Origin of the sequence: Mesorhizobium sp. M1252 (assembly GCF_040318265.1) — a bacterium.
In the GTDB taxonomy this organism is placed as follows: domain Bacteria; phylum Pseudomonadota; class Alphaproteobacteria; order Rhizobiales; family Rhizobiaceae; genus Mesorhizobium.
This window is the reverse complement of sequence record NZ_JAMYLX010000003.1, coordinates 487,502-510,853: the sequence shown is the minus strand read 5'-3', so window position 1 is coordinate 510,853 and position 23,352 is coordinate 487,502. Positions and strand designations below refer to the sequence as shown.

The 23,352-nt window shown below is 61.6% G+C and carries 21 protein-coding genes; 5 read left to right on the top strand and 16 right to left on the bottom strand.

The annotated features are described in order from the left end of the window. Position 1: 1 nt before the first annotated feature. From NKH22_RS08920 to NKH22_RS08860, 13 genes are all read right to left on the bottom strand, one after another. Positions 2-418: a c-type cytochrome gene (locus tag NKH22_RS08920; RefSeq protein WP_023821883.1), complete on the bottom strand. Its 417-nt coding sequence runs from the start codon at positions 416-418 to the stop codon at positions 2-4. After that, positions 399-1,277 (bottom strand): cytochrome c oxidase assembly protein, encoded by an 879-nt coding sequence (locus NKH22_RS08915; protein WP_023821882.1) that lies wholly within the window; start codon positions 1,275-1,277, stop codon positions 399-401. Before NKH22_RS08915 ends, NKH22_RS08920 begins: the two co-directional genes overlap by 20 nt. Then, positions 1,274-1,615, bottom strand: a complete 342-nt coding sequence (locus NKH22_RS08910) for a hypothetical protein (RefSeq protein ID WP_023681115.1) — start codon at positions 1,613-1,615, stop codon at positions 1,274-1,276. The genes NKH22_RS08915 and NKH22_RS08910 overlap by 4 nt, the downstream gene beginning before the upstream one ends. Further along, the gene (locus NKH22_RS08905) at positions 1,615-2,220 is read right to left on the bottom strand and encodes a cytochrome c oxidase subunit 3 (protein WP_023687808.1); all 606 of its coding nucleotides are present in this window, start codon (positions 2,218-2,220) and stop codon (positions 1,615-1,617) included. Before NKH22_RS08905 ends, NKH22_RS08910 begins: the two co-directional genes overlap by 1 nt. Beyond that, positions 2,217-4,193: a cytochrome c oxidase subunit I gene (gene ctaD / locus NKH22_RS08900; protein ID WP_023804832.1), complete on the bottom strand. Its 1,977-nt coding sequence runs from the start codon at positions 4,191-4,193 to the stop codon at positions 2,217-2,219. Before ctaD ends, NKH22_RS08905 begins: the two co-directional genes overlap by 4 nt. Next, positions 4,190-5,203: a cytochrome c oxidase subunit II gene (gene coxB / locus NKH22_RS08895; RefSeq protein ID WP_023668010.1), complete on the bottom strand. Its 1,014-nt coding sequence runs from the start codon at positions 5,201-5,203 to the stop codon at positions 4,190-4,192. The genes ctaD and coxB overlap by 4 nt, the downstream gene beginning before the upstream one ends. Beyond that, entirely contained in the window at positions 5,200-5,733 is a 534-nt protein-coding gene (locus NKH22_RS08890) for a c-type cytochrome (RefSeq protein ID WP_023668011.1), read from the bottom strand. The genes coxB and NKH22_RS08890 overlap by 4 nt, the downstream gene beginning before the upstream one ends. Next, positions 5,730-6,521 carry a substrate-binding domain-containing protein gene (locus NKH22_RS08885; protein WP_023668012.1) on the bottom strand — a complete coding sequence of 264 codons (792 nt, stop codon included), beginning with the start codon at positions 6,519-6,521 and terminating at the stop codon, positions 5,730-5,732. The genes NKH22_RS08890 and NKH22_RS08885 overlap by 4 nt, the downstream gene beginning before the upstream one ends. Before the next feature lie 58 nt (positions 6,522-6,579). Continuing rightward, positions 6,580-8,457: a methanol/ethanol family PQQ-dependent dehydrogenase gene (locus NKH22_RS08880; protein ID WP_023821880.1), complete on the bottom strand. Its 1,878-nt coding sequence runs from the start codon at positions 8,455-8,457 to the stop codon at positions 6,580-6,582. After that, on the bottom strand, positions 8,454-9,236 hold the full coding sequence (locus tag NKH22_RS08875) for a heme-binding protein (protein ID WP_023712209.1): 783 nt from the start codon (positions 9,234-9,236) through the stop codon (positions 8,454-8,456). Before NKH22_RS08875 ends, NKH22_RS08880 begins: the two co-directional genes overlap by 4 nt. A 272-nt stretch (positions 9,237-9,508) precedes the next feature. Then, the gene (locus NKH22_RS08870; protein ID WP_023687813.1) at positions 9,509-10,558 is read right to left on the bottom strand and encodes a chemotaxis protein CheB; all 1,050 of its coding nucleotides are present in this window, start codon (positions 10,556-10,558) and stop codon (positions 9,509-9,511) included. A gap of 135 nt (positions 10,559-10,693) precedes the next feature. Beyond that, positions 10,694-11,662, bottom strand: a complete 969-nt coding sequence (locus NKH22_RS08865) for a manganese catalase family protein (RefSeq protein WP_023681124.1) — start codon at positions 11,660-11,662, stop codon at positions 10,694-10,696. A gap of 365 nt (positions 11,663-12,027) precedes the next feature. After that, complete coding sequence (locus NKH22_RS08860; protein WP_023821879.1) at positions 12,028-15,180, bottom strand: GAF domain-containing protein; 3,153 nt, start codon at positions 15,178-15,180, stop codon at positions 12,028-12,030. A 221-nt stretch (positions 15,181-15,401) separates the two neighbouring features. Here NKH22_RS08860 and NKH22_RS08855 point away from each other — a divergent pair, with 221 nt between their 5' ends. The 4 genes from NKH22_RS08855 (at position 15,402) to NKH22_RS08840 (ending at position 18,030) form a co-directional block, all read left to right on the top strand. Then, the gene (locus NKH22_RS08855) at positions 15,402-15,656 is read left to right on the top strand and encodes a hypothetical protein (protein ID WP_023821878.1); all 255 of its coding nucleotides are present in this window, start codon (positions 15,402-15,404) and stop codon (positions 15,654-15,656) included. Between the two features lie 128 nt (positions 15,657-15,784). Then, positions 15,785-16,843, top strand: coding sequence for an alpha/beta fold hydrolase (locus NKH22_RS08850; protein ID WP_023821877.1), 1,059 nt, complete (start codon positions 15,785-15,787; stop codon positions 16,841-16,843). Between the two features lie 20 nt (positions 16,844-16,863). Next, positions 16,864-17,394, top strand: a complete 531-nt coding sequence (locus tag NKH22_RS08845) for a DUF1003 domain-containing protein (RefSeq protein WP_023681128.1) — start codon at positions 16,864-16,866, stop codon at positions 17,392-17,394. 243 nt (positions 17,395-17,637) lie between these two features. Next, positions 17,638-18,030: a response regulator gene (locus NKH22_RS08840; RefSeq protein ID WP_023687818.1), complete on the top strand. Its 393-nt coding sequence runs from the start codon at positions 17,638-17,640 to the stop codon at positions 18,028-18,030. Between the two features lie 185 nt (positions 18,031-18,215). Here the strand turns inward: NKH22_RS08840 and NKH22_RS08835 are convergent, their stop codons facing one another. From NKH22_RS08835 to NKH22_RS08825, 3 genes are all read right to left on the bottom strand, one after another. After that, positions 18,216-18,392, bottom strand: a complete 177-nt coding sequence (locus tag NKH22_RS08835; protein WP_023687819.1) for a hypothetical protein — start codon at positions 18,390-18,392, stop codon at positions 18,216-18,218. Positions 18,393-18,584: 192 nt separating this feature from the next. Then, positions 18,585-18,821, bottom strand: coding sequence for a DUF6894 family protein (locus NKH22_RS08830; RefSeq protein ID WP_023668023.1), 237 nt, complete (start codon positions 18,819-18,821; stop codon positions 18,585-18,587). Between the two features lie 19 nt (positions 18,822-18,840). Next, complete coding sequence (locus NKH22_RS08825; protein ID WP_245260616.1) at positions 18,841-19,776, bottom strand: Crp/Fnr family transcriptional regulator; 936 nt, start codon at positions 19,774-19,776, stop codon at positions 18,841-18,843. Between the two features lie 213 nt (positions 19,777-19,989). Here NKH22_RS08825 and NKH22_RS08820 point away from each other — a divergent pair, with 213 nt between their 5' ends. Beyond that, complete coding sequence (locus NKH22_RS08820) at positions 19,990-23,319, top strand: DEAD/DEAH box helicase (RefSeq protein WP_352909385.1); 3,330 nt, start codon at positions 19,990-19,992, stop codon at positions 23,317-23,319. The last annotated feature ends 33 nt before the right edge of the window (positions 23,320-23,352 follow it).

The following is a 23,352-nucleotide window of genomic DNA, read 5'->3' as shown; positions in this document are numbered from 1 at the left end:
ATTACTTCAACGCGTAGAGATAAGCGGCGATGTCCCGCGCCTGTTGCTCGGTGATCCTCGTCGACGGCATGGCCGTGTGCCGATTGACTTCCCTCGCAGAGCGTATCCAGCGGATCATGTTCTCCGGATTGTTTGCCAGCAGGCCACCGATAAAGACCCTGTCGGCAAGGCCACCGTCCAGGCGGGGTCCGACCTGGCCTTGCGCACCCGGCACGCCGGGTATCGTATGGCAGCCGGAGCAGCCATTCGCCGTCATGATTGGAATGGCGCGAGCGCCTACGCCCCCGGTCGCCGCATCCGACTCGTGCCGGACACGGTCGCGCCGGTCGGACCACCAGGTCGCCGCTGCGACAGCCGCGGTCAGCAGCAGGATTGCGGCAAGGGCGCCCCCGATCAGCCTACCCAGGTCGGAGCGCATGTGTTGCCTCCCTGGTTGCGCTGCTGCTTATCCAGAGGCCGGCGAGCAGCAGGGCGGCGCCGCCATAGATCAAGCCGGCCGGAACCCACATTACCAATCCGGCGAGCTGCTGGTCCTCGATCGCGGTCATTCCCCACAATGCGGCGCCGGCGCCATTCTCCGGATACCAGAGTTTGGGCGACATCAGCAGCAGGACACCGAGCAGGCCGGTATGAAGCGAGGTGAAGAAAAGATGCATGACGGAGTTGCCATAGGTCTGCTGTCGACCGGGGCGCGGTAGGAGCGCCCACCAGAACAGCAAGGCTGTGCCGAGGAAGCTCGCATGCTGGGCATAATGAAGAAAGCCCTGCTGGAGCGCTGCCTGGAACAACGCCGGAATGTGCCAGATCCAGATGGCGACGCCGTGAATGATCGTCGCGTTGAGGGGGCGGATCACCAGGGCCCAAACCGATTGCAGCGTCTTTGCGCGCGTGAGCTTGCCCGTTTCGCGGCGAAGTGAGGCCGGCAAGGACCAGAGCAGGACCGCCCCTGGGCAAGCGGCGACAAGGAGGGGCGCCGCGACCGCCATCAGCAGTTCATGCTCGATCATATGGGCGGCAAACACCCGCTCGCCGAGCGCATGGATGGGGCTGACCAGTGCTGCCGTCAGCACGCCCCAACCGGCGACGAACAACAACGCCTGCCGCATCCGCTCGGGACGGCCTCGGCTGCTGCGGCGCCACAACCGAGTCGCTCCGATGGCATAAAGGAAGGCAATCGCGGCCAGCGGAAACGTGATGGGAAATGCGAGCGTCCATCCGGCCTCGGGCGCGCCGGCGCCGTAGCAGATCGAGGTCGAGAAGAACGCGTCGAAGCTCATCGCAGGCACTCGTCGAGAATGAGAGCCGCGCTGCCTTGCATGATGATGACGAGGGCAAACAGCAATGCCGCAAGCATGCCGAGATCGGCGACGAACTGCTCGGTGCTGCGCGTGCGCTCAGGCTTGAAGGCGGCGCCGCCCTGCCGCTTCGCCCGCCATGACAAGGCACCGCCGAGCAGCGAAAGCACGGCGAGCACCAGTGCCACGGGAAGCACCACCGGCACCTGGCGGTTGCACTGCCATGGTACGAGTGCGTAGTTCAGCTGCGTCGAGATTGCCCAAGCCATCGGCCCCGACAGAAGACCACCCCAGGACGTTCCCATTTTCAACGCACGCATCAGCCTAGCCTCGGCATCCAGTAGATGAGCAGATAGATCGGGATCCAGGTCAGCACCACGAAATCCCAATAGAAGACATTGTCGCCGACATCGCCGAAGCGCCGGCCGCTATAGCCATGGCGTGTGAACATCAGCACCGTCAAAACGATGGTGTCGCCGACATCGGTGATCAGGTGTGTGGTGTGCAGCCCGAGCAGCACCCAGAGCATCGAACCATAGGCGTTCGTGTCCCAGTAGATGTTCAGCGCCGGGAATTCGAACCAGCGCACGACAAGCGGGGCCAGACCGAGCAGCGACATCACCACCAGCCCGATCCGCACCGGCACGATCGCGCATTGCTTGGCATGGCCGTGGAGGATGTGATTCGGCACCACGCTGATAATGAACAGGATGGTGACGATCGTTCCGGGCCAATGGTTGGGGTGCGGGGCGCTTAGACGCCAGTTGGGCCACAAGGTCGCGAGATAGAGATAAGCGCCCGCGGCCAGCGCGAAGCCCATCCCCTCCAGTGCCATGAAGCCGAGCGTTCCCCACCAGGTCGGACTGCGGGGGCCATGTCCAAAGGTCGGGAGGGCGGAAAGATCCAAGTTGGGACGCTCACTCATCCCTCATCCTCCGGGTCGTCCTTGGGCCAGAACCAGCCGATCAAGGTGATGGCAATCGGCGCAGCGCCCCAGACGATCGCCCAGGGCGTGAAGATCGAATAGACAAACGTACCGCCGACGGCGATTGCCGCCAGCAGCGGCCAGATCGACGGTGTCGCCGATTTCTCGCGAATGTCGGGATGGGCTTCCGCCACGGTTGAGATCAACAGCTCACGGACATCGACGCGGAGTCCGGTCGCCACAGGCAGCGCCTCGCGTTCGGCCCAGAGCGGTTCGACATGTGTGACAATCGGTATCCGCGCGAAATTATAGCTTGGCGGCGGCGAAGACGTCGCCCATTCGAGCGTACCGGCATCCCAGGGATTGTTTCCGGCCAGCGCGCCCTTCAACGCGCCGTGTACAAGATTGAAAGTGAACAGTACGAAGCTGAGGAAAAAGAGCACCGCGCCGGCGCTGATGAACAGGTTGATGTTGCCCCAGCCAAGCTCGGCCGGATAGGTGTAGACCCTGCGTGGCATGCCCCAGAGCCCGACGAGATGCATTGGGAAAAAAGCCGCGTTGAAGCCGATGAAAGCCAGCCAGAAATGCCAGCGCCCGAGACGCTCGCTCATCATGCGGCCGCTGATCTTGGGGAACCAGAAATAGGCCGCGCCCAGCAGCGGGAAGACCGAACCGCCGATCAGCACGTAATGGAAATGGGCGACGACGAAATAGGTGTCGTGCACCTGGAGGTCCAGCGGCACCGAAGCGAGCATGACGCCGGTGAGGCCGCCGATGACGAAGATGAAAAAGAAGCCGAACACGAACAGCAGCGGCGTGCGGATCACCGGCCTGCCGTCCCACAAGGTCGCCAGCCAGCAGAAGATCTGAACGCCATTGGGGATGGCGATCAGCATGCTCGACGCGGTGAAGAAGCTGGCGCCGAGCTTGGGTAGTCCCGTCGCGAACATGTGATGGACCCAGAGGCCGAACGAAAGGAAGCCGACGGCGATCAGCGACAGGACCAGCCCGAGATGCCCGAACACGGGACGCCGGGCGAAGACCGGGATGATCGCCGAGACCATGCCCGTCGCCGGCAGGAAGATGATGTAGACTTCGGGATGGCCAAAGAACCAGAACAGATGCTGGAAGAGCAGTGCGTCGCCGCCCTCGGCCGGGTTGAAGATATGTGTGCCGACCAGCCGGTCGAGGATCAGGAAGGTCGAGGTGATCATCACCGCGGGCATGGCGAAGACGACGACGAAGGAGGTAACCAGCATTGCCCAGACGTAGAGCGGAATCCTGTCCAGCGACATGCCGGGGGCTCGCTGCTTGAACACGGTGACGATGGTTGCCACCGCGACGGCCAGTGAGGATACTTCTGTATAAGTGATCATCTGGGCCCAGACGTCGGCCCGCTTGCCCGGCGCGAATTCGGGGCCTGACAGCGGCACATAAGCAAACCAGCCGACGTCGGGCGCCATGTTGAGCGCGAAAGACACCCAGGCGAATATGCCGCCCGAAACATAGATCCAGTAGCTGAACGCGTTCAGGCGGGGAAAGGCGATGTTGCGGCTGCCGACCATCAGCGGGACGAGATAGATGCCTGTCGCCTGCACGATGGGCACGGCGAACAGGAACATCATGGTCACACCATGCATCGTGAACAGCTGGTTGTAGAGGTCCGGGCCGATCAGACCGCGCTGCGGCCCTGAGAGCTGGATGCGCATGGCGACAGCGTTGAGCCCGCCCAGGCACAGAAACACGAAGGCGGTGATCAGATAGCGCCGTGCGACGACCTTGTGGTCGACGCTCGACAGCGCGCCGATGATGCCGGGGGGCGTGCGCCATGTCCGCGCCAGCCAGCGATCCAGGCTGGCATCGTCCATGCCGGTGTCGCGCGGTCCGTCATGCTCGGGTGCGACGTCGCCCTCGGTAGAGGTTTCACGCGCCGGCGGCAGGTCGCGTTCGCTTGTGAGGTCCGCGCTGCTCATTTAAGCGCCTCGAGATAGGCGACCATGGCGTTGAGTTCGTCGCCGCTGAGCTCCACCACCGGCATGTGGGATCCGGGCTTGATGCCCTGCGGGTCGGCTATCCAGGCGGCGAGATTGCCGCGGCTCATCGTCAATGTCCCGGCGGCAAGCGTCTGCCGGCTGGCTATATGGGTGAGGTCGGGGGCGACCGTACCTCCGGCAGGCGTGCCGCCTATTCTGTGACACATCACGCAAGGGCGCTTCAGAAACAGATCCTGGCCGGCCTTGGCCTCGTCCCCCGTCGGAGTAGCGGCCGGCTGCAACTGGTCGTTCCACCAGGCGTCGAACTTCGCACGCGGCTCGGCGATGATGAAGGTGCCCATGTTTGCGTGCTGCGCCCCGCAGAACTCGGCGCATTGACCTCGGTAAACACCAGGCTTGTCTGCCTTGAGGTCGAGCACGTTCATGTGGCCGGGAATGAGGTCGAGCTTGCCCGAAAGGCTCGGGATCCAGAAGGAATGGATCACATCGGTCGAGGTCAGAAGAAGCCGCACCGGCTCCCCGGCGGGGATATGGATCTCGTTCGCCGTGGTCAGGATGCGGCTTGGCGTGGCATCCTCATAGCGCACCTCCCACCACCATTGATGGCCGGTGACCCGAATGGTCAGTGCGGCATCCGAGCCGATCGCGGCGAGCGTCCTGTTGGCGAAGAAGCTCAGCAAGGTCAGTCCGATCAGGACAATGGCGGTCAACCCGACGGCGGTCATCACCGCGCGCAGCTTCCGGTCGTCGGCGCCGGCCTTGATCGCGAGCGGCTCCGCCTGCGCGCGCGACCGCATCATCAAGGGCACGACGAGGGCGATCATCACCAGCACCCACACCACGGCGCAGAGCGCGGTGAAGAACCAGATCAGCCATGCCAGTTCGCTCGCCGCGGGACCTTTCGGGTCGAGGGCGGATTGCCAGCCCGCGCATCCCTGGAGCAACAGAGCCCCGGCGGTGGCGAACGCCATCGAGACGAGACGTTTCACGGCGACTTCCCCAGCGTGGCCGCGTCGGGCATGCGGTTTTCCGAAGGATGCGCCATCATGTCGTCATTGCGTTGCGGCGCGGCGGAAGACGGCGCGTTGCCGCTCAGCGAGCGCACGAAAGCCGCAAGCTCCCAGATCTGGTCGTCGGGAATTTTGTCGCGGAAGCTCGGCATGCCGTTTGGCCGACCGTCGCGGATCGTGGCATGGATGCTTTCGATCGAGCTGCCATAGAGCCACTTCTGGTCCATCAGGGCCGGCCCCATGCCGCCGCCGCCATTGGCGTGGCATCCCGAACAGTTGAACCAGCCGAAAAGCCGTTTCCCTTCGCTCATGTGGAAGGCGTTGGCCTCGAAGCTCGCCGCCTTGTTGTCGCTGGCGGGGGGCCGCTGTCCGCCGGGCTCCAGCGTGGTCACAGGCGTCGGCTGCTCGCCCGATCCGAGCGCCGATTGCGGGCGCGTGTCACGTTCCTCGCGCTGGCAGGCAGCGAGCGCCAGGACTGGAAACAGGAGCATGGCCACAACGGCTCTCATCGCACCGGGCTCCCCGGGGCATCGAGGCGCGGCACGCCATACTGTGACAGCAAGGCATCTATCTCGACCTTGTGCCTGGACAGGGCGCCATTGACATCGCCGCGCAGCGCATCGTCTTCGCGGCGGACGCCCATCGAGATGTCGTAGATCATCGGCAGTTGCGGTCCGTCGATGCGGGGCGCAACCGGCGTGATGCGGAGCGGCACCTTCTGCCTGGCGGCGAAGTAGCCGGCGAGGGGGCCCCAGACCACGGCAAGGTCGATCTCGCCACTCGCCACCGCTTCGACGATGCGCGCCGGCGGGTTGGGGGCGGAATAATCGCCATAGACCGGATAGCCAACGAGGTGCCCGACGATACCGCGGCGGCCAAGCGCCTGGACCGGAGGCGAATTGGCGCCATCGTCGCCGATGAGCTGAACACCGATCCGCATGTCGCGCAGCCGCGGATCATTGAACGATGCTACGTCGGGGCCGTCCCTGCGGGTGACGAAGACATAAGACGATCGGTAGTAGGGCGTGGTGGTGCGCAGCATTTCGAGGTTGCTCGGCGTGCCCGGCACGAGATCGCATAGACCGGCCTTCAGCGTGTTTCGGATGAAGCCGCGGCGCTGCGCCCACCAGGTATAGGTCAGCTTCGCGCCGAGATCGGACGCAACGATTTCGGCGATCCTGTTCTCGAAGCCCTGACCGGCCGCGTTGGAGAACGGCATGTTGTTCGGATCGGCGCAGACCCTCAGCTCACGTGCGTCGGCTGTGGCCGTCAAGAACACGAAGGCGATGGCGGCCATGCCGATCACCAGCCGTTGACACGCCTTTCGCGCCGGACCTACGGTCAAGTACAATCCATCAAGGCAGCCGGAACACATAAAGCGTGCCTCCCGAGGTTGTCGCGTTCTTCAGATCCTTCATGGCATTGACGAAACCGAGCGCGGCGGTGGCGTCACGCGGATCAAGATCGCCCGATACAATGGCGCCGGCCCAGCCGCCGACGCCTGAGAGGATGGCGACATACTGGTGCCCGTCGGGACCGCGATAGGTGATGGGCTGGCCGATGATCCCGGACGAGGTCTTGAACTGCCAAAGCAGGTCTCCGGTCTTGGCGCTGACCGCCTTGAACCAGCCTTCCATCGTGCCATAGAAGACAACGTCGCCGGCGGTCACTACCGCGCCGCTCCACACCGGGAAATTCTCCTTGAGGCTCCAGGCCGGTTTCTCCGCGGCGATGTCCCAGGCGGTGAAGGCGCCGCGATTGCCGCCAGGCCCTGGTATCATGCGGACGTTCATGCCCACATAGGGCGTGCCGGCGATGTAGTTCACCTCGACGCCTTCTTCATCCATGCACAGATTGTTGTGCGGGATGTAGAGCAGGCCGGTCTTCGGCGAGAACGCGGAAGGCTGCCAGTCCTTGAGGCCAGACGCCGTCGGACAGATATCGCGAACGACCTTGCCGGTGCCGGTCTTCTTGTCCGGATTTACGATCAGTCGACCGGTTTTCAGGTCCACACCTTTGCTGGAGTTTACGGGACCAAAGGGTTTTGCCGACAGCACCTCGCCGGTTGTCCGGTCGAGGATGTAGAGATAGCCGTTGCGCTCCGGCCGGATCAGCACCTTGCGCGGCTTGCCCTGCCAGGTCATGTCGAGCAGGATCTGCTCGTTGATTCCGTCATAGTCGTGGAGGTCGTGCGGGCTCCACTGATAGAACCATTTCGCCGCGCCGGTGTCGGGATCGCGCGCGAAAATGCCAGACGTCCACTTGTTGTCGCCCGGCCGCAAATCCGGATTCCATGGTCCGGGATTGCCGGTGCCGTGGAAGATCAGGTTCAGATCGGGATCATAGGAAATCCAGCCCCACATGTTGCCGCCGCCGATCTTCCAGGCTTCCGGCGGCCACGTCGTGACGCCAAGATCCTTGCCTTTGTCCATGTCGTAGTGCGGCTTGAAGTCCGGTCCGATCAGCACGTCCTTGTCCGGCCCGGTGCTATAGGCGATCCAGACGACATGACCGTCGCCGGCGTCGAGCGCCTTTACCCAGCCGCGAACGCCCATCTCGCCGCCGGAATTGCCGACCAGCACTTTGCCCTTCACCACAAGCGGCGCCATGGTGATGGTCTCGCCGATGTTGATGTTGCCGATATGAGTGTTCCAGATCGGCTTGCCCGTGTTCGCATCAAGGGCAATCGTGTGGCCGTCCAGCGTATTGAAAAAGATGCGCCCGTCGGCGAATGCCACCCCGCGGTTGACGACGTCGCAGCAGGCCACTCCCTGTGCCGCCGGCTCGGGATTGGGTTCGTACTTCCACTTCATCGGGGCGCCGGGCTTGGAGAGATCGAGCGCATAGACGAAATTGGGAAAGGGCGTCACGATATACATGGTGTTGCCGACGACCAGCGGCGCTGCTTCCTGGCCCTTGTTCACGCCTGTCGAGAACGTGAACGCGACCTGCAGGTTCTTGACGTTGCCTTCATTGATCTCGGAGAGTTCGCTGAAGCGCGTCGACGCGTAGTTCTTGGCCGGCATCGTCCATTGGCCGTCATCGGGTGGCGAAGCTGCGGCTGGCGGTACGATCGCTGGTGTTTTAGGAGGCTCGGACGCAGCGCCCAGAAGCAGCAGGCAGGCGAGCAGCGTCACCAGAAGGATAGCGCCAAAGGAATTCCCGGCTGCCAATTTGCGGGTACATCGTTCTACGTCAACGCGCGTTAATGCCAACTGCGGCATAGCTTTCATTTATTGATCGAGCCTCCCACGCCGGCGCCGAGTTCGGCCGCGATGTCGGCCTCCGTTCCGGCACAAAGCGGATGGCCCCAGCCCGAAGCGCTTTTGCCGCCGGGGTCCAGATCGTAGACAATGGCATCCTTGCGATTTGGATTGACGCCTGCCGGGACCTTGTCGAAGCCGAGCGCCGCGCGGATACGCCAGGCGACATTGTGATCGGCGCATGAGGAGTCGCCTGAAACGCCGAGGCCGCCGACAATGCTCTTGCCGTCGTAGAGGGCAAGCCCGCCGCCAAACACCACGACGCCTCCGATCGGCTTGCCGACGAGCGGGTCGCCGGCGCTTCCGAACGTTTTGGGATCGCCCGTATAGGCCGCGGCCTGGTTGACGGGATTGGTCTCCTGCAGGCCAAATAGCGGTCCGCCGGGCTGCACCCCCGCATAGAGATTGGCCGTCGAGAGGGCCATCTGAGCCAGGCTGAGACCGTTGGCCGTGTTGGCTTTCTCCGCTGCTATGAGCCGACTTCCCGGCCATTGCGAGTCGGGGGTGGGGCCGCTGAACGCAATCGCGCAGACAGTGCCGTCACGGGCAACGATGGCTGCCCATTCGTTGGTTTCAAAGCCGCCATTGGCTGGTCCGCCGCTTGCCTTCACGTTGGCTTTGAGGGCTGCAAGCAGCTTATCGTGATCGGCCGGACAGGGTTCCTGCGCCATGGCCTCGTGCCCGTGGAACAGGCCACCCATCAGCAACAGCAGGCCAAAAAGAGGTACGAAAAGCTGCGAGCGATACATTGTCCTGGCATTCGTTTACAAAACAAGGACCACCCAGGCAGACCGCAGAATGCGAGGATACGTCCAATGGGTCAGTGCCTAACTCGCGTAATGCTTCTATGTTCCTGCTTTGCATAAAATTCGTGCAGTTGGATTTGGGTGCAGGTGTTCAATCAAAGCATGGGACCTGGATACCCGTGGCCACAGGCCAAGCGGTGAGGCAACGCGGCTGATCCAGGAAAATGCGATCGGGACAGCGCAGACGTACCCGCCCTGACAAACGCTGTTGCATGTCACGGCGTTCGACGATGGATGATCTCTTCAATAAGTTTAGCGTCGGCTTCGTATTCCGCGGCGCGCGCAGCCATTTGACTGGCCAGGCTGTGTCTTTCCCGCGCGGCTTCGCGTTTTGCCGTACGTTTCGCCAACTCAGCCCGCTGCTGGTGCGCTCTTAGAAGGCTCCAAAGAGCCTGTTCCGCATCGTCAGCCTGGGCCTGCATCAAAACGTCTGCCCCGAACGCATGTCCGGTGTGGCAGCGGTAACGGGTAATCGGCCCGTCTTCGATCTCCCATAGGGGGCCATGACATTCGGGGCAGACAAATGTCGAGGGGGCGCCAAGCTGGCCTTCGGTCAATTCCATTGTGCTGTGCTCCTGAGCTGCAATCGCTGCCTCAAGGCGGATGCCGGACGGGATTTCTGGTGTCGGTCCTGCGATTTCGGAAGCAAGCCTGTGCAACAGGCCAGCCATTTCGGACAGAGGGACGCAATGGTCGATTTCCACATTCTGCAAGGCGCTCAGCGGCATGTCGGGTACTGCAGCGTCGCCGGGGTCCTGGACTACGCTGACGCCTCCGCACATCTTGATTGCGTGCAGGCCGGCGGTGCCGTCGGAGAGGCTGCCTGTGAGCACGACGCCGATCACGCTGCCGCCAAAGCTGCAGGCCGCCGATCGAAACAGGGGGTCGATGGCGGGGCGCGCCAGGTTCTCGCGCGGCCCGCGCCGCAGCAGCATATGATCGTGGTGTAACAGAAGGTGAGCTCCCGGCGGTGCAACGAAGATGTGCCCGTTTTTAACCTTCATGCCGTTGGAGGCATTTGCAACGGGCATGTTGGCAGCGCGACCGAGAATGTCGCCGAGGTAACTCGTGGGACCAACGTGCTGTACGACGAGGAGAGCCGCCGGGATGTCCGGCGAAAGATCGCGGACAAGTCTCTTCAGCGCGTCGACGCCGCCGGCCGATGCTCCGATTGTCACGATGCACCGGTTCTCGCAACCGTCGGGACGGACCTTATCCGGCTGGTCCGCACGCTCCGAATCTGGTCGTGGTGCGGCGGTGGCCATGGTTGCTTCACCCACATTCAGCACAGATGTCGATGCGAGCGCTCCGGCCAGTCCGTTGCTGGTCGGATGCCCTGCCTTCGTCGGTGTTAGCTTCCGGCCGCATCGCGGAACATAGATGCCCGCGTCGGCTCTGTGCTAACGCCTACGTGCGCGTTTGACGGCAGCCTCTGCCACGGCCGGGGCCTCCTGAATGCTTGCCGCGCCGCCGAAATCGGCGTTCTTGGTACGGCCAGCTCCCGGGCCTGCTCCTAGATCAGCGCCTGTTGTCGGATCGGAAGCCGGATCGGAAAGCGTACGGTCGGCCATCCTGGCCACCACCTTCATGTCTTTGGCCCCCAGCTTGACAGTTGCCAGGCCGTCTCCGCCGTCGACGGGCATCACCTCTTCAAGGTCATCGATCCGATCCCACTCTTCGCCGGAATTCCATGGGCCAGCGACATCGCCGTCGCCTTGAGAGGTGTTGACATACATGCTGGCGTACTTCTCTACGCCTGGGAGCTTGCCGGAAGGGAAATTGTTTTCGATCGCGTAGAGTGCTTTCTCAAACGACTTCTGGTGCGCGATCTCGCGGGTCATCAGGAAGCCGAGCGCGTCCTTGATTCCCGGGTCGTCGGTGATGTTGATGAGGCGTTCGTAAACGATCTTGGCGCGGGCTTCGGCGGCGATATTCGACCGCAAATCCACCGTAGGTTCACCGCGCGAGTCGACATAGGCCGCGGTCCAGGGAACGCCGGCTGAGTCGCACAGCGCGGGAGCGCCGCCGAACAGAATTGATTCCTTGGCTGTTGTGCCGCTGGCGCCGATCATCAGGTAAAGGTCGGCTTCCTTCATTTGGCCCTCGGCCAGCTGTGCCTTGAGCCCCTTGTTGAGCATGGTGACGATTGATCCCACCACTTCGAGATGGCTGAGTTCTTCGGTCGCAATATCGAGCAACATGTCGCGACGGCCAAGATCGTCCTCGCCAAGCCCTTGCGTGAAATAGCGCATGGCCGCTGCAAGCTCGCCATCGGCGCCGCCGAACTGTTCCATGATCATGCAGGCCAGGCGAGGATTCGGCTCCGAGACGCGAACGGTGTATTGCAGGCGCTTGTTGTGCATGAACATGGACATCTCTCCGGTTAGATCATCCGAACATCCCGGCAAGTTGATTGTTCCATCCGGCCATCGGCCAGCGAGCATTTTTACGGCAGCTTCAGTGTTGAGCATCTCAGGGAGCCAGAGGCGGCATTTATTTCTCCGACCGGTGACCGGCGGCAACGAGATTTCGATCGTGCTGCGCCATCACGGCAATGAGCAAGGCCGCGGATGGGCAAGAGGTAGACAAAATCTGGAGGGATACTGGCTCGGAAAAGTGAAGCCGGGCCATATTAATACGATGTCGGTGTCGACACCTTCGGCCCGTTTCGCTGCACACCTAGCGGCAAACGCCGGGTTCGGTCACACGGCGAGCGTCGCGGGCTGTTGCCCGTTCACTTTCGATCCAGCACCTTCCGGACTTTCTCTGCCAATTCGTCGATCGTGTAGGGCTTGGTCAAAAGTTCGGTTCCGAAATCGAGCGTGCCGTTGTGGACAATCGCATTTCGTGTGTAGCCGGTGGTGTAGAGCACTTTTAGCGACGGGTGCATTGTCTTGACCTGATCCACCAGCTCCCGGCCCGACATCTCCGGCATCACCACGTCGGTGAACAGAAGCGACGGCACTTGCCCGCTTTCGACGGCCACCAGCGCTTCGCGTGGACCTTGCATTTCCAGCACGGAGTAGCCCAGTTCCCGCAGCGCTTCCGCGGCCATCAGCCGGACGCGATCTTCATCCTCGACAACCATGATGATCTCGTCTGCACAGCCGGGGTGCTCGCCTGCCACGACGTCGATTTGGCTGTCGAGCACGCCATGGTGCGAGCGCGGCAAATATATTTTCAAGGTGGTTCCGATGCCCTGCTCGGAATAGATCTTCACACTGCCGCCGGACTGGCGAACAAACCCATAGACTTGGCTGAGTCCCAGCCCGGTGCCTTTGCCGACCCCCTTGGTGGTGAAGAACGGATCGAAGGCTCTTGCGACAACATCAGCAGTCATGCCCGTTCCTGTATCGGTGACCGCTATCATCACATACTGGCCGGAGGGGATCGCGTTCTCCCTGGCATAGCGATCGTCGACGTGGGCGTTTGATGTCTCGATCGTCAGCTTGCCGCCAGCAGGCATGGCATCCCTTGCGTTGACGCAAAGGTTGAGCAGCGCGCTTTCCAATTGCCCTGCGTCGGCCTCGACATGCCATAGGCCCGCAGCGAGCACGGTCTCGATCTGGATGGTCTCGCCAAGCGTCCGGTTCAGCAATTCGCTCATACCGGAGACGAGGCGATTTGGATTCAGCCGCTTCGGCGCCAGTGGTTGCTGGCGGGAAAAGGCGAGCAGTCGCCTGGTAAGTTCTGCGGCACGTTGTGCTCCATCGATCGCGCCGGTTACGAATTGGTGGACGTTGGTATCGCCGTTTCTGAGCTTGCGCTGCACAAGGTTCAGGCCGCCGATGATGACGGCCAGCATATTGTTGAAGTCGTGCGCGATGCCACCGGTGAGCTGTCCGACAGCTTCCATCTTCTGGGCTTGGCGCAGGTGCTCTTCTGCTCTGGCGCGTTCCGCAACTTCATCTTTGACACGTTGTTCGAGCGTGCCGTTGAGTGTCTGCAGCGCCTTGAACAGCCGGGAGTTGTCGATGGCCGTCGCGGCATGGCCGGCAAGCCCCAGCAAGGCCGCTTCTTGCTGTTCGGCGAACACGCCGGTCTCTGAATGACCAAGGAAGAGGCCGCCCAGGACCTCGCCCGAACGCGAGACGACCGGCACGGCGAGATAGGAACGCACCGGCAGATGGCCCTCCGGCATTCCCTTGCGGGGCCAGTTCTTTCCGTAACGGGGATCCGTGAGGATATCATCGGAACGCACCACGCTTGTTCCGCGGAAAGTGGGCTCGAACACCGCGGTGTTGCGCGGCATCGGAAAGTTTTCGAAAGCAGAACGAGGTGCCCCCGACAGGGCGTAGAGCACATAGCTGTCGCCCTTGTCGTCGATCACATTGTAGAAGAAAGCTCCGAATTGTGCGCCCGACAGCACCACGCCGGCATCGGTTACCGTCTGGACAATTCGCTCCACGTCAAGCTCGGCCGCCACGGCTGCCGCAGTGGCGTTCATCAACTGAAGCTGATGCTCCACCCGCTTTCGCGCGGTGACGTCGACCACGGTGCCGATGAAGCGGATCGCACGGCCGGACTGGAAAAGCGCTTCCCCCGTTGCGGCAATCCAGCGCTCCTTGCCATCCCGAAGGCCGATCGTCCGGTATTCGATGTCGTAGCGGGAGGGGGTGCCCGGCGCGAGCGACTGGCGTACGGCCTCGTCGGCCCGTGCGCGATCTTCCGGGTGGAGGCCCGCCAGGAAGGCGCTTTCATATGTCACCTCCGCGTCCGGCGGCAAACCAAAAAGGGCTTTGCACCGGTCGTCCCAACGCAGCACTCCGCTGATGGGATCGTAATCCCAGGTGCCAATAGCGGCCGCGTCGGTGGCAAGCCTCAGCCTCTCCTCGCTGGCCCGTGCCGCCTGTTCCGAGCGAACGCGCTCGATGTGAGCCCAGGACCGCTCCGTCACCTCGGTCAGCAAGGACAGTTCGCGTTGCGACCAGACGCGGCGCTGCTTGTCGTGGATGGCCATCAGGGCAGTCAGTCGGCCTTGTTTGACCAAAGGCATACAGATGGTTGCCGTTATCCCGATATCCTGAAAGGTCTTCGCTTCCTCGGGAGCAATTTCCTCAAGGTTGTTGTTGATGATAAGCGGCTTGTTGGCGCTGAGGTTGGTGACAGCTAGGCGACCGAAATCGGCAAGACTGTAATATCCCCTGATGCTGGGCGAGCCAGGTGCGCTCCAATCGCCGCGGATGGTGAAATGGTCTTGGTCCTGCTCCATGTCGGCATAGGCGCAAATCGAGACGCCAAGATGTTCGCCGAGGAGCCGAGTGGTGATCTGCATGACAGCATCGGCGTCGGCCGCGAGGGCTATCTCCCTGCCGAGGCGGTCGAGAAAAGCAAGGCGTTCGGCGTTCTCACGCAGGGCCAGTTCGGCGCGAAGGCGTTCTATCGCCGTACGCGTCCGGTCCGCGACTGCCGAAATGAGGGCTACTTCCTCCGTCGCCCAGCGTCTGGGCGCGGAGTGGTTCAGGTATAACAGCGCCACCAGCCCGCCATGCTCGGTAACGGGCATGTTGATGACGGATTGGGCGCTGATGGCTTTGAGTGCCTCCGCATGGCTGCTGGTTCGCGGATCTGTCTCGGCGTTTTCAAAGACAACGGTTTCGCCTCGCTTCAAATCCTCGATATACGAGCCGTAGTTCCTGAAATTCAGCGTCCCAGCCAGGCTTTTGATGCCTGGCGCGTTCCAGTCCCTGTCAATGGTGATCGTTTCTTTCTCTAGATCGATCGTGCCGTATCCGGCTCGGCTGATGCCAAAATGGTTCCCCAGCAGTTCCGCGGCTGCGTAGGCCAGTTCTGCGGGATCCGTAATCTCGCGAATACGGTCGCCCAGCGCTGCCAAAAGCTCGAAGCGCTGCAGTTCAGATCGCGGATTGCTTGAAGTGGCCCCCATTTCGCCCCCGTTTTGCCCGGACTTAAATGCAGTCTGCGGCCAAGAGTTCCCCGCAGGACGGCAGTTTCTTTGGCGGGCCGGTCAGCCGAACACGCCGCACCGCGGTCATAGGTTAATGACAGCTTGGCGCGCTGTGGCGGATAAGGGGAAACCAGCGGGCACTTGACGAGCTCCCGCTGGCTGGGTGCCCGAACCGCACTTCACTCGTTTGGAGACGTTTGATGCTTGACCGACCCATTCTTACGAATACGGACGCTCTCTATCCAGACGACCTGAAAACGCTTCGGTCGGTTTTCGACGCGCTGTGTCAGGAATTTGAGATTTCGTCGGACACTACCGCGGCAGAATCCATCGCGCGAGAGCTGGTCAGACTTTTCCAGACCGGGATGACGGAAGCGGCCATGCTGATGATTGCCGTGCGCGCACGTTGGCAGGGTGATTGGAAAATGGGACGCAGCAGCGCTGCCCAGGCTTAACGGTCCCAACTCCATGGAGAAGGCCTACTTTAGCCGCTTGAGCCGGTTGTACAGCGTTGTCTTGTCTGGCGGAACAAGCTTTCGCCCCGAGAGTTGGGGTCGGCAGATGGTTTCCAACAGGCACGGGCATGGCGTTCGACAGAGATGGACCGAAACTCGCGACCGGGTTGCTCGCGGCCTCGTTGGCGGCGCTGGCGGCATACAACGCCATCCGCGCCAAACGTGCGATTGCCGGCCGGGCGTGCGGACGTGTGATGGAGATCGATGGTGTGCGGCTGCATTTTATCGAAGCCGGAACCGGCATGCCGCTCCTTCTCTTGCATGGCAACGGATCCATGGCGGAGGATTTCAAGTCGAGCGGCATCTTCGATGAGGCGGCAAAGACCTATCGGGTGCTTGCATTTGATCGTCCCGGTTTTGGGCGAAGCTCACGGCCGCGCGGCCGGCGTTGGTCCGCTCGCGACCAAGCCGACCTTATACATGCCGCCGCCTGCGGGCTGGGTATAGAGAAATACCTCGTGCTTGGACATTCCTGGGGAGCTTGGATCGCCCTCGAATTGGCGCGCAGGCATTCTCCATCGGTCGCCGGCATCGTGCTGGTCTCGGGTTACTACTATCCGCCACCGCGGCTGGATCTTGCACTGGCCGCACTCCCTGCACTGCCTGTGATCGGCACCGCGTTTCGTCACACCTTGCTGCCGCCGCTTGTAAGGCTTGCTTGGCATTGGGCAATGGAGAAGATCTTTAAACCCGCCGTCGTCGCCGGCGAGTTCGCCGCACTTGCCAAAGATGTCGCCAGCCGCCCTTCCCAACTGCGGGCGGTTTCTCTGGAGACAGCATCGATGCTGGCCGCGTCCCTCTTGGGAAAAGCCAACTATAGGGACATTGCCGTGCCCACCGGCATCATGGCGGGATCCGGGGACCGGTTGTTCGACGCGCAACGCGATGCACGACGCTTGCACGCGGAAGTCGGTGGGTCTCTCCTTGAGGTGGTTCCGGGCGCCGGCCATATGGTTCATCAGAGCGCCCCGCAGGCAGTGGTCGGCATGGTGCACACTATTGCAGGACGGCACGCCTTGTTCCAAGCGGGCCGTCGGCAGCGACCCAAGTCGTGTGCCGACGAGTTCAAGGCAGATCCGGCCTCGCGGGAGCCACCGGCGATAAGCGACGCCGCTTGCACGGAATGATCTCCAAACGGGGCTTTCAAATGAGCGACCAACGTCCAGCCGACATGCAGTCGGTGCTCCACCAGAACATACAGGCCCTGGTCGAGCACAGGCGGCAGCAAGAGGAGCACCAAGGCGTTCAAGCGTGGGTCGCCGGCGCTGTTTCGCGCTTCGCGGGAAGCATGACTTTCGTCTATCTGCACCTTGCAATTCTTGTCGTCTGGGTCCTCGCGAACCTTGGCGCGATACCAGCCGTCCCAGCCTGGGACCCGACTTTCGTGATCCTGGCCATGGTCGCCTCGGTTGAGGCAATCTTCCTGTCTACTTTCGTGCTGATCAATCAGAACAGAATGGCCGCCCACAGCGAGCGCCGAGCCGAACTGGATTTGCAGATCAGCCTTCTAAACGAACATGAAACCACGCGGCTGATCGAGATGGTGGCTGCCTTGACGGCGCGTCTGAATATCTCGACCCCGGCCGACAAAGAGCTGCCGGAACTCGCCGAGAATGTGGATCCCCAAAAGGTGATGACGCAGATCCAGCAAGCTTCTGGAGATCAGGAGAACGCTTGATCAAAGCGACCTCGTCGGCAACGGTTAAGCGTCGGCTACAACCTGTAATTCAGCCTCATTGTCCAAGGCTGTCGAAGCAGCTAAGCCGGTGTCGGCCTTTTCCAGGGTGGCTCCCCGACGTCACAAGTCCGCCGCGCAATCGAGGCAGCGTAGAGCTTCGATAACCAACAGGCTGCTGCGCGTCAGATGGAACCAAGTTGACGCCGAACTCGTATTAGCGGTGGCGGCTTGGGGAGATTCCGGATGAGCGAAGGTGCTGTTCTGATCGTCGAAGATGAGACAATGATCCTGCTCGACCTCGAGTCAGCTTTGGAGGAGGCCGGCTTCCAGGTCGTCGGCACTCGGAGTGCCGCCGAGGCGCTGGCGGCTTTCGACCCCGATCCGACCAAGTTCAAGGCCGTGCTCACGGACATCCGTCTGGGAGCAGGACAGTCGGGGTGGGAGGTCGCTCGGCACTTGCGAAGGTCCAACTCGACCATCCCGGTTGTCTATATCAGTGGCGACAGCGCGGTACACTGGGGAGCGGAAGGCGTGCCCAACAGCATAATGATCACCAAGCCCTTTTTTCTGCCGCAGATCATAACTGCCGTTTCTCAACTTTTAAACGCGCAGCAAGGTGCAGAAACTCACCTATAGGAATCCGACCGCGGCTCCACGAAACCACCGAACATTCTTTCTTCGGCCAATCGGCGCCGTCCGGCGTAAAGCGTTCGCGTCTGCTTGGGTCAAATGCCGGCGGCCTCAACCAGATGTCGACCTCAGCTCCTTTCCCTCGCCACCGGCTCGCATCCACTCGGAAGCCCTGCCGAAAGCAGGGGCGCTCATTGGTTGAGCTTTCGGTCGAGTTCGTCAAGCAATGACCGATGCTCGCTGGGCATGTCCGCATCTGTCGGCAGATCCAGCAACTGGCGAAGCTGGCGACGATTGGCGTCCGATGAAATCCACTCCCGTATGAGGCGGGCTATGACCTTTTGTTGTGCCTTGCCGATTTCTTCCATGTTAGATTCCGAGCTTGTCCGTTGGACGAACTCGGCGGCTCTTTGATGGTTCCCCGTCCTGTACACAAATCGAGGCACAATCTATGGGTTAATGCATGTCGCTCAAAAGTGGCCCTGGTTTTGAGACACGACATGCCAGTGGATGTTTGCAGTCCCAGTCCGCTCGCCTAACGCTGCGCGTAGAGTGCAAATTTATACGTTCGATTTTACCCGAAGCGAGAGGCTCAGCCGCAAAATCTTGGCGCCATTTTCATCGCGCACTTCGATAAACAATTGCTGCCCGTCGACGCTCTTCAGTGACTCTCTCGTGAGGTCGACAAGGCCCTCGAATCCCGCGCGGCGGACCTCCTCGAGGCCCGCGCATTCGACACCTATTTCGTCCTCGAAGATGAGATCGCCATCGCCGCTGTCGAAGAAAAATCGTGCCATCGGAGAGCTTCCGTCACTGCTAATCTGCGGGGTTCCTTTGGTGCAGGTAGGTCGTGTCGAAATCTCCTGCGTGAGTGAGGCCAGCCCAGTCCAGTGCGTGAACTTTTGATCCCGAGGTGGCAATGAGGCCTCTGCGTCGTAGTTCCTGGAGCATCCGGTTGACGTGGACCGTGGACAAACCCAGTGCATCGCCAAGGGCCGCCTGTGTAATGGGAATATCCGCCACGTGATCCTCAATGCGCCCCATAGAGCGCAAGCGAAAAATCAGTTCGCACAGGATGTGAGCCATGCGGGTGTATGCCTCGCGTCTTCCCACATTGATGACCCACTCCCTATAAATCGCGGCATCTATCAACGTCGACCGCCAAAAAGCGGTGGCGATGCGAGGGTGCTGGTCGCAAACGGCACGCAGAGTGTCATGCCGCATGAAACCTACTCGGGCCGGCGTAAGGGTCGAGAAGTTACAATCCATGACCGACAGATGCAGCCCATGCAGATCAGGAATGTCGCCAGCGACGAAGAATGATGTGATTTGTCGCTTTCCTTCGCCCGTATGTTTGGTGGAACCGACCAAGCCATCAAGAACGATAAACGAGTAAACAGGACGGTCGCCCTCACGCACCAGATCGTGGTTGGCCGAATATTCCTTCTCCTGGATCGGAATGCCTTTCAGAACGCCGATGTCGGCCTCTCGAAGATCCGAGATGGTCTGAAGCTTGCGAATGAGTACATCCGAGGATGAGGTGGGGAACAAATTGACTACCTGGCTGATGTTGGTGATCGAACTATTATCCGCGCCAAAAGTTCCGACTGGCATGGGGACATATGCGCGGCGGCAGAAGGCGCCGCCGTGCGGCATGGTCCCATGCCTGGAGCGTTTTGCCAGCGTCGAGCGTGGTTGAAGATCCCGGAATGATCGAAGCACCAGTTTTTTAGGACAGCCATAGGTGAGCAAGGCAGCAATGCATTAACCTATGACATAGGCTCGGTTAGAAATTTTCCCGCTGGGCAGCCAGCCCCAGGAGTTCGCCGATCACGGCGCAGCTTTGACCCTGTCGCTCCGCCCATTTCAAGGGCTGCACCCGCAGCCCGTCCTGGAACTCTTTGATGCGCCGCCAGGAACGGGGTGGCTCCGCTGACGTTGTCTCAGTGGCAAGGTGAGATTTCAGTGAACAGGCATATTTCGCGGACGGATGTCGAACAAATCGATCACACGGATGACAGCGGGTTTGCGATAGGGCACGGCGGACCGCCATCCTCAGCAATCGCGGTAGCGCTGGCCCGTGGCCTGGAGACCAGTCGGGACAAGCACATCATCCATATAGCTCCCTCGGAACGCAGTGCCGAGGAGATCGCCGGCGCCTTGCGTCAGTTCCTGCCTGACGCGGATATCATCTTGCTGCCGTCCTGGGATTGTCTGCCCTACGACAGGGTATGGCCCACACGCGCCAATATGGGGCGAAGGCTTCGCGCGTTGCGTGAGATCGCAACGAAGCCGGATCGCCCGCGCATCGCTGTAATGTCGCTCGAAGCCATTCTGCAGCGGGTGCCGCCTGCTCCGGTCATCGCTGGCGGTTTCACAATTCTGGAGGTGGGACAAAAGCTCGACCGTGACGATTTCAGAACCATGTCCGAAGCCATTGGCTATGTCGTCGACGAGAGGGTCGACGAACCGGGTGAGATAGCCTTTCGGGGCGATCTCATCGATATTTTCCCTGCTGGCGCGGATGGCCCCGTTCGCGTCATCGTTGGTCCCGATGCCTGCATCCGCCAGCTCAAGACCTACGACCCGCTCAGTCAGCTCAGCGATCAGGTTCGAGACTCGGTCACGGTCGGACCGGCATCCGAGCTGATCTTTAAAGCTGGTGAGCATCCTGAGCTGACAGCGATGCGCGCGACGTCGATGGAAGAGCGCCTGGTCGCATCGTATGGCGCTATGCCGTCCGTCTTCGATGCGGCTTCCAGCGCCTCGCTCTCCTTCCTTGAAGGGACCGACGGGCAGCCGCTCGGCAGAGTTCTGGATCTGGTCGAGGATGCACGTCGTGCCAGGCAGGAGGCAGCCGGAACGAAAAAACCTTTGCCGGGACGATTTTACCTATCCCGTGAAGAGTGGGACGCTGCTCTGCTTAACCGCTGCTGCGTGAGACTTGCCGTTTCTGCCGTGGGAGTTCCCAAATTCTTCCGCCAGGCCCGACCCGGGCATGATTTCGCGGAATTCGTCACAAGGCAGACGAGCGCCGGAGTCAGAGTAGTGTTCACGGGCGATGCCTCTGAATTGCAGCGAGCAGATCGCCTGCTCGATAGGAGACTAGGCCGGCGGGCAGAGGAAGCGGCCGACTTGCCGCAAATCCTTTCGGCCGCAAGGGGCTCTCTTCTCAAGGCTGAATTCGTCCTCGACGAAGGGTTTGTCGACGCGCAATCCAATATCGCCGTGGTGGCCGCATCCGACCTGTTTGGTCCCGCGTTGAAGGCGAACGGGAGCGCGACCACGGGCATACTCGAACCCGAGTTGCGCATTGGCGATGTCGTCGTCCATGAAGACCATGGCCTGGGCGTGCTCGCCGCGGTCGAACAGGTCGAGTTGGCTGGCCAGCAACAGGATGTCGTCAGACTGGAATATCATGGCGGGGCTTCCTTGCTGGTTCCGGTCGACGACTTTGGACGAATATGGCGCTACGGCTCGGAACCGGAGGCAGTGTCCCTTGATCGCCTCAACGGCGAGGGCTGGCCGAAGCGACGCGAAGCTGCGTTGCGCGAGATCGACAGGCTGGCCAAACGCCTCTTGAGTCTTGCCAAAATCAGGTCCAGCCAGCCTGCCAAGATCATGAAGCCCTCCCGCACGGACTTGGCCCGTTTTGCGGCGAGATTTCCCTATACGGAGACGCCCGACCAAGCGGCCGCCATCCGCGCTGTGCTCGATGATCTTTCGTCGGGAAGAACAATGAACCGGCTCGTCTGCGGCGATGTCGGCTTCGGCAAGACAGAGGTCGCCCTGCGTGCTTGCGCCGCCGCCGCTCTCTGCGGGAAACAGGTTGCTATCATAGCACCGACAACAGTGTTGGCACGACAGCACTATGAGACGTTCAGCCGCCGCTTCGCAGGAACCGGCCTGCAGGTCGCCCACCTTTCTAGGATGGTCGGGGCTGCGGAGGCGAGAGCGGCAAAAGAGGGTCTGCGGAGCGGCCAGGTTACGGTCGTTGTGGGTACTCAGGCCCTGGCGTCCAAGAGCGTCACCTTCGCCAATCTTGGACTGCTGGTGATCGACGAGGAGCACCGGTTCGGGGTCAAGTTGAAGCGGGCCCTGCGGACCATGACGCCTCGCCTCCATACGCTGAGCATGAGCGCCACACCGATACCCCGGACGCTGCAATCGGCGTTGTCGGGCATCCAGGACGTCAGCGTTCTAAACTCTCCGCCCGCCAAAAGACGTCCCGTTCGCACGATCTTGGCAGCGTTCGATCCAGCATCGGTGCGCGCGGCCCTCCTGCGTGAATTTCACCGGGGTGGACAGAGCTTTTTCGTGGTCCCGCGGATCGAGGATATTGCCCAGGCCTGTGACCAACTGAACAGACTGGTGCCGGAACTCGGGGTCAAGACGGCGCATGGTGAAATGAAGGGGAGACAGCTGGACGAAGTCATGGTCGGATTCGCCGACGGTGATGGCGACATTTTGTTGAGCACCGACATCATCGAGAGCGGCCTCGATGTGCCGCGGGCCAACACCATCATCGTTTGGCGCCCCGACCGGTTCGGTCTGGCCCAGTTGCACCAGCTGCGGGGCCGGGTCGGAAGGGGGGCGGTGCAGGCCGTTGCGTTTCTTCTGACCCAGCCTGGCGTTGAACTGGCCGACAGCACCAGGGCCCGGCTTTCGACGATGCTTGCGCTCGATCGGCTCGGCTCAGGCCTGGCAATCAGTCAAAGGGACCTCGACCTGCGTGGCGCCGGCGATCTTTTCGGAGAAGACCAGGCCGGGCATATGAAGCTGATCGGAGTGGGCTTGTACGAGCACTTGCTGGAGCGCGCGGTCTCGGCGGCTGGCGGAGGGGCCGACTTCGGCAAGCAACTTGCCGAGATCAATGGCTCGGGAAAGGGGGCTTTTCCCGAGAGCTATGTCGACGAGCCTACGGTGCGCGTTGGCCTCTATGCGCGGCTCTCCCGAATCCGTTCGGAGCCGGACCTCGATACATTCAGCGAAGAGCTCGAGGACCGCTTTGGAGACATGCCTGGCGAAGTAGCCCTTTTGCTGGAATTTACCAGGTTGCGAATAGCAGCGTCGGAATTGGGCGTCGGCAAAGTCGATGTGGGTCCCGAGGCCATCGCGATCACCCCTCTGAACAAGCCGTCGGCGTCCCGATGGCGGAACAGCAAGGCGTTGGGCCTGGACTACCGGAACGGCCGCCTGATTTTCAGGCCGACCCAGCCCAGCGTCTCAGGCATCGATGCGGTTCGCTTAGCGCTTGATGCCCTACGTGCAGCCCAGCCAAAGCACGAGATCTGACGAGCCTTTTGTCTCCTGGGGCCATTGGTGCGA

What these genes read in the sequence shown, in the direction of transcription:
- NKH22_RS08920 (WP_023821883.1), bottom strand. Translation starts at nt 418, where the DNA reads ATGCGCTCCGACCTGGGTAGGCTGATCGGGGGCGCCCTTGCCGCAATC.
- NKH22_RS08915 (WP_023821882.1), bottom strand. Translation starts at nt 1,277, where the DNA reads ATGAGCTTCGACGCGTTCTTCTCGACCTCGATCTGCTACGGCGCCGGC.
- NKH22_RS08910 (WP_023681115.1), bottom strand. Translation starts at nt 1,615, where the DNA reads ATGCGTGCGTTGAAAATGGGAACGTCCTGGGGTGGTCTTCTGTCGGGG.
- NKH22_RS08905 (WP_023687808.1), bottom strand. Translation starts at nt 2,220, where the DNA reads ATGAGTGAGCGTCCCAACTTGGATCTTTCCGCCCTCCCGACCTTTGGA.
- ctaD (WP_023804832.1), bottom strand. Translation starts at nt 4,193, where the DNA reads ATGAGCAGCGCGGACCTCACAAGCGAACGCGACCTGCCGCCGGCGCGT.
- NKH22_RS08890 (WP_023668011.1), bottom strand. Translation starts at nt 5,733, where the DNA reads ATGAGAGCCGTTGTGGCCATGCTCCTGTTTCCAGTCCTGGCGCTCGCT.
- NKH22_RS08885 (WP_023668012.1), bottom strand. Translation starts at nt 6,521, where the DNA reads ATGGCCGCCATCGCCTTCGTGTTCTTGACGGCCACAGCCGACGCACGT.
- NKH22_RS08880 (WP_023821880.1), bottom strand. Translation starts at nt 8,457, where the DNA reads ATGAAAGCTATGCCGCAGTTGGCATTAACGCGCGTTGACGTAGAACGA.
- NKH22_RS08875 (WP_023712209.1), bottom strand. Translation starts at nt 9,236, where the DNA reads ATGTATCGCTCGCAGCTTTTCGTACCTCTTTTTGGCCTGCTGTTGCTG.
- NKH22_RS08870 (WP_023687813.1), bottom strand. Translation starts at nt 10,558, where the DNA reads ATGGCCACCGCCGCACCACGACCAGATTCGGAGCGTGCGGACCAGCCG.
- NKH22_RS08865 (WP_023681124.1), bottom strand. Translation starts at nt 11,662, where the DNA reads ATGTTCATGCACAACAAGCGCCTGCAATACACCGTTCGCGTCTCGGAG.
- NKH22_RS08860 (WP_023821879.1), bottom strand. Translation starts at nt 15,180, where the DNA reads ATGGGGGCCACTTCAAGCAATCCGCGATCTGAACTGCAGCGCTTCGAG.
- NKH22_RS08855 (WP_023821878.1), top strand. Translation starts at nt 15,402, where the DNA reads ATGCTTGACCGACCCATTCTTACGAATACGGACGCTCTCTATCCAGAC.
- NKH22_RS08850 (WP_023821877.1), top strand. Translation starts at nt 15,785, where the DNA reads ATGGCGTTCGACAGAGATGGACCGAAACTCGCGACCGGGTTGCTCGCG.
- NKH22_RS08845 (WP_023681128.1), top strand. Translation starts at nt 16,864, where the DNA reads ATGAGCGACCAACGTCCAGCCGACATGCAGTCGGTGCTCCACCAGAAC.
- NKH22_RS08840 (WP_023687818.1), top strand. Translation starts at nt 17,638, where the DNA reads ATGAGCGAAGGTGCTGTTCTGATCGTCGAAGATGAGACAATGATCCTG.
- NKH22_RS08835 (WP_023687819.1), bottom strand. Translation starts at nt 18,392, where the DNA reads ATGGAAGAAATCGGCAAGGCACAACAAAAGGTCATAGCCCGCCTCATA.
- NKH22_RS08830 (WP_023668023.1), bottom strand. Translation starts at nt 18,821, where the DNA reads ATGGCACGATTTTTCTTCGACAGCGGCGATGGCGATCTCATCTTCGAG.